This window comes from Stutzerimonas stutzeri (genome assembly GCF_000935215.1).
In the GTDB taxonomy this organism is placed as follows: domain Bacteria; phylum Pseudomonadota; class Gammaproteobacteria; order Pseudomonadales; family Pseudomonadaceae; genus Stutzerimonas.
The window spans coordinates 1-5,234 of record NZ_JXXD01000148.1 but is presented as its reverse complement, the minus strand read 5'-3'; the positions used below and the strand labels follow the sequence as shown (position 1 = coordinate 5,234).

Annotated in this window: 5 protein-coding genes; all 5 read left to right on the top strand. The window is 69.3% G+C overall.

Going from position 1 to position 5,234, the window contains the following annotated elements; genetic code table 11:
* Positions 1 to 590 (top strand): MnhB domain-containing protein (locus LO50_RS15835; RefSeq protein WP_044315605.1); only part of this gene is annotated, 590 nt, incomplete at its 5' end.
* Positions 587 to 868: an NADH-quinone oxidoreductase subunit K gene (locus tag LO50_RS15830; RefSeq protein ID WP_014821871.1), complete on the top strand. Its 282-nt coding sequence runs from the start codon at positions 587 to 589 to the stop codon at positions 866 to 868. The genes LO50_RS15835 and LO50_RS15830, both read left to right, overlap by 4 nt.
* Positions 865 to 2,289 (top strand): complex I subunit 5 family protein, encoded by a 1,425-nt coding sequence (locus LO50_RS15825; protein ID WP_044315604.1) that lies wholly within the window; start codon positions 865 to 867, stop codon positions 2,287 to 2,289. Before LO50_RS15830 ends, LO50_RS15825 begins: the two co-directional genes overlap by 4 nt.
* Entirely contained in the window at positions 2,286 to 3,782 is a 1,497-nt protein-coding gene (locus LO50_RS15820; protein ID WP_044315603.1) for a complex I subunit 5 family protein, read from the top strand. Before LO50_RS15825 ends, LO50_RS15820 begins: the two co-directional genes overlap by 4 nt.
* The coding region (locus LO50_RS15815; RefSeq protein ID WP_044315602.1) for a complex I subunit 5 family protein at positions 3,779 to 5,234 on the top strand (1,456 nt) is incomplete at its 3' end. The genes LO50_RS15820 and LO50_RS15815, both read left to right, overlap by 4 nt.

Below are 5,234 nucleotides of genomic sequence, written 5' to 3'. Positions count from 1 at the left end.
AGCTCGCACCGCTGGCCGAACTGCAACCGAGCGTGCCGACGCAGATCGATGCCGCGCTGGTGCAGAGCGGCGTCGAGCATCCGGTCACTGCGGTGCTGCTCAACTTCCGTGCATGGGACACCTTGCTCGAGCTGGCCGTCCTGCTGCTGGCCCTGCTCGGCGCACGGCAGCTCGGCGCGCCGCAGCCGCAGCTGAGCGAGCCCTGGCCATTGCTGCGCGCCTGGGGCCGAACACTCGCGCCGCTGCTGGTGCTGGCCGGCGGCTATGTACTCTGGCGCGGTGCCGCCTCACCCGGCGGTGCCTTCCAGGCCGGCGCGCTGCTGGCCTCCGGCATCGTCCTGCTGCGTCTGGCCGGTGCGTTGCCGGCGTTGCGCTGGGGCTTCTGGCCGCTGCGTCTGCTGGTGCTGGTCGGCCTGCTGTTGTTCGTCGCGGTGGCGGCAGCCTGCGCCTGGTTTGGCGATGGCTGGCTGCAGTACCCGACCGGCTGGGCCAAGCCGCTGATCGTCGTCATCGAGGCCGCGGCGACGCTGTCCATCGCCGCGAGCCTGAGCCTGCTGGTGATCGGCGACGACCCGGAGCCGCAGTCATGAGCGTCACGCTGTTCTGGATGACCGTCGGCTTCGCCCTCTGGCTGCTCGGCCTGCACGGGTTGCTCACATTGCGCCATGCGCTGCGGCGGATCATCGCCATCAATCTGATGGGCAGCGGCGTGTTTCTGGTGATGATCGCCCTGGCGGCGCGTCACGCCCCGAGCGATCCGCTGCTGGTGGCGCTGGTGGTCACCGGGCTGGTGGTGGCGGTGAGTGCGACCGCCCTGGCGTTGCGCCTGAGCAGTGCGCTGGCCACCTCGAAGGGGCAAGAGCGATGAACGCCGCCCTGGTCAGCCTGCTGCTGCCGCTGGCCGGTGCCTTGCTGCTGATCCTGCTGCGCCCGGCGCGCAGCGGCCGCTGGGTGATCGCGCTTAGCCTGGGCGCGCTCCTGGCGGCGATCATGGCGCTGCAGGTGGTGCTCGATCATGGCGAGCGCAGCCTGCTGGTCGGTGGCTGGGAGGCGGGGCTGGCGATCCGTTTCCGCCTGACTCCGCTGGCCGCGCTGCTGCTGGTGTTCACTGCCGGATTGCACCTGCTGGTGGCGCTGTACGCGGCGCGTATCGCACATGCCGCCGGGAATCAGGATTACTGGCCATTGTCCTGCCTGCTGCACGCGGCACTGGCCGCGCTGTGGCTGTCGGCGGACCTGTTCAACCTCTACGTGACGCTGGAGTTGCTCAGCCTGGTCGCGGTGGCGTTGGTGTCGCTGGCCGGGCGCAAGGCCTGGAAGCCGGCGCTGAATTACCTGCTGCTGTCGCTGGCCGGCTCGCTGGCCTACTTGCTCGGTGTGGCGCTGATCTACGGGCGCTACGGCGTGCTCGATCTGGCCGTGCTGGCGCAACTGACCGAAGCTGATGGCGTGACCCATCTGGCGCTGCTGCTGATGACCCTCGGGCTGATGCTCAAGGCCGCGCTGTGGCCGCTGCACCTGTGGTTGCCGCCGGCCCACGCCGCGGCACCGACTGCGGTCAGCGCGCTGCTCTCGGCACTGGTGGTCAAGGGGCCGCTGTACATCCTCTGGCTGATCTGGAGCGAGATCGCCCCGGCTGAATTCGGCCGCGACGCCGGCCTGCTGTTCGGCGCCGCCGGTGTGCTGGCGCTGGTCGGCGGCGGCTGGTCGGCGCTGCGCGCGCCGCGACTGAAGACGCTGGTGGCCTACTCGACGGTCGCCCAGCTGGGCTACGCGCTGCTGGCGCTGGGGCTGTTGCTGCATCTGGACGAACCGCGCCTGCATGCGGCCCTGTGGCTGTTCGTGCTGGCCCACGGGCTGGCCAAGGTTTCGATGTTCCTCGCGGCCGGCGAGTTGCAAAGCATCCTCGGCAGCAAGCGGGTGACGGGCATGAAAGGCGCCAGCCAGAACGTGCCGATCGCCCTGGCGGCGTTCGCCGTGGCCGGCGGCAGCCTGATCGGTCTGCCGCCCAGTGGCGGTTTCCTGGCCAAGTGGCTGTTGTTGCAGCCGCTGTTCGAACGGCCGCAGCACTGGCCCTGGGCGCTGGGTGTTTTGCTCGGCACGCTGATGTCGGCGGCCTACGTGTTCCGCGTCGTCGCCCACGGCTTCGACCGTGCCCGGCCGAATCCACCGAGCATTCATGCCGACCGTCTGGCGCAGTGGCTGGCGTTGCTGCCGGCGCTGCTGGTCTGGGGGCTGGCGCTGATCAGCGAGCCGCTGCTGCTCTGGCTGGGAGGGCTCGGGCGATGAGCTGGCATGCGTTTCTGCCATTGGGCATCGTGCTCAGCTCGCTGCTGCCGGGCCTGGTGATCTTCGGCCTGCGCGAGGACCAGCAGCGCCTGCGTGTGACCCTCAACCTGCTCGGCGTGACGCTCAAGCTGGTGCTGGTCGGCAGCATGCTCTATGGCGTCAGCCAGGGCAGCGAGTACCGCTTCAGCGTGCCATTGTTGCCGGGCGTGCCGCTGGTACTGCAGGCCGATGCGCTGGCCTTGCTATTCGTCGCGCTGTCATCCCTGCTGTGGGCGGTGACGACGATCTATGCCATCGGCTACCTGGAAAACTCGCCGCTGCGCTCGCGCTTCTTCGGCTACTTCAGCCTCTGCGTCAGCGCCACGGTGGGCCTGGCGCTGGCGGGCAATCTGGTCAGCTTCCTGCTGTTCTACGAACTGTTGACCCTGGCCACCTTTCCGTTGGTGGTGCATCGCGGCACGCCGGAGTCGCTCGCCGCGGGGCGCGTCTATCTGGCCTACACCGTCGGTGGAGGGTCGCTGGTGCTGATGGGCGTGGCCTTGCTGCACAGCCTGGCCGGCACGCCGGATTTCCAGGCGGCCGGCTACCTGCTGGACGTAGTCGGCGAGCATGACCTCGGGCTGCGCGTGGCCTTCGCCCTGCTGATTCTCGGCCTTGGCGTGAAGGCGGCGCTGATCCCGCTGCACGGCTGGCTGCCGCAGGCGATGGTCGCCCCGGCACCAGTCAGTGCGCTGCTGCATGCGGTGGCGGTAGTGAAGGCCGGGGCGTTCGGCATCGTGCGGGTGGTCTACGACGTCTTCGGCGCCGAGGCGCTGACGCAACTGGATCTCACCACGCCGCTGCTCTGGCTGGCGGCGGCGACCATTCTCTACGGCTCGCTGCGCGCCCTGCAGCAGCAGGAGCTGAAGAAGCGCTTGGCCTACTCGACCATCAGCCAGGTGTCCTACGTGACGCTTGGCGTCGCGCTGCTCGGGCCGATCGCGGCGGTGGGCGGCCTGGTGCATCTGGTCCATCAGGGGCTGATGAAGGTCACGCTGTTCTATTGTGCGGGCAATTTCGCCGAGACTCTGGGCATTCACCGCATCCGCGAGATGGACGGCGTCGGCCGGCGCATGCCCTGGACCATGACGGCGTTCTTCATCGGGGCGCTGGGCATGATCGGCATTCCGCCGATTGCCGGCTTCATCAGCAAATGGACGCTCGGCCTCGGCGCGCTGGAGGTCGGTCAGGACTGGGTGCTGCTGGTGTTGCTCGGTTCGGCGCTGCTGAATGCCGCCTACTTCCTGCCGCTGCTGTGGCGGGGCTGGTTCGCTGAGCCGGCGGACTGGCACCAGAACCGCTGGGTCGATGAGCGTTTCGAAACCCATTGGATGCTGTTGCTGCCGCCGCTGATCACGGCGCTGCTGTCGCTGCTGGTCGGCCTGCTGGCGGCCACCGCGCTCAGCCCGCTGGGCTGGAGCCAGTTGATCGTCGAGCGGGAGTTCGCCATATGAACGCCTGGCTCTGGTTGCTGGTGCCCTTGGCACCGCTGCTCGGCGGCATGCTGCTGTTGTGGCTGCGCGAACGCAGCCTGCCGTGGCTGTGGCTGGCCTGTGCGCCGGCGCTGCTGGCTGCGCTGCAACCGCCACCAGCGTTGGAGTTGCCGTGGCTCTGGGAGGGTGTGCGCTGGGGCGCCAGCGATACGCTGACCCGCGCCTGGCTGGGCTTTACCGCCGTGCTCTGGAGTTGCGCGGGGATCTTTGCCAACAGCAGCCTGGCCACCGATCGGAAGCGGCTGCGCTTCTGGGCGTTCTGGCAACTGGCGCTGGCCGGCAATCTGCTGCTGATCATCGCCACCGACGCATTGAGCTTCTACCTCGGCTTCAGCGCCATGAGCCTCGCGGCCTACGGGTTGATCGTGCAGCACGGGGGGCCGGGACCGCGGCGGGCCGGACGTCTCTATCTGCAACTGGCGATCTGCGGCGAGATGCTGCTGCTCGCCGGGCTGTTGCTGCGCAGTCACAGCACCGAACAGGCCTTCGACTTCGCCACCTGGCAGGCGCAGCCGATCGACCACCTGACCCTGGCCCTGCTGGTGCTCGGGCTCGGCCTGAAGGCTGGGTTCTGGCCGCTGCACGTCTGGCTGCCGCTGGCCCATCCGCAGGCCCCGGCATCCGCCAGCGCGGTACTCTCCGGGGCGATGCTCAAGGCCGGCATTCTCGGCATCTGGCGCTGCCTGCCGGAGAGCGATCCGACGCTGGCGGCCTGGAGCACGCCGCTGCTGATCGCCGGCCTGTTCGGCGCGCTCTATGCGGCTGCGCTGGGGCTGTGCGCGGCCAAGTCCAAGGCGGTGCTGGCCTGGTCCTCGGTGAGCCAGATGGGCTGGATGCTGATGATCCTGGCACTGGCCTGGAGCCCGGAGGCGCCGTCTGCGGCGCTGCTGACGGTGCTGGTGCTGTTCGGCGTGCATCACGGGCTGGCCAAGGGCGCGCTGTTCCTCGCCGCCGGGATGGTCCACGAAGGGCGGCTGTCGCGTCTGGGCTGGGTGCTGCTGATGCTGCCGGCGCTGGCGATCATGGGCGCGCCGTTCACCAGCGGCGCGGCAGTGAAGTACCTGCTGAAAGAGGCCTGGCATGAAAGCGCCTTCGTCGCCTGGTTGCCCTGGCTGACCCTGGCCAGCTTCGTCACCGCGTTGCTGCTCTGGCGCGCGCTCTGGCTGATGTGGCGCGACCAGCAGCACGCCAGTGCACGCGCGCCGCTCGGCCAGTGGTTGCCGTGGGCGCTGCTCAGCATGGCGTCGCTATCCGTGCCCTGGTTTTGGCCGACCATGCGCGAAGCGCTGCTGGCTGGGGTGTATCCCGCGGGCCTGTGGTCGGCGCTCTGGCCGCTGCTGGCAGCTCTGGGTCTGACGCTGCTGGCGCTGCGCCGTGGCTGGAGGGTGCCGTCGCGGCTGGCGCAGTTGCCCA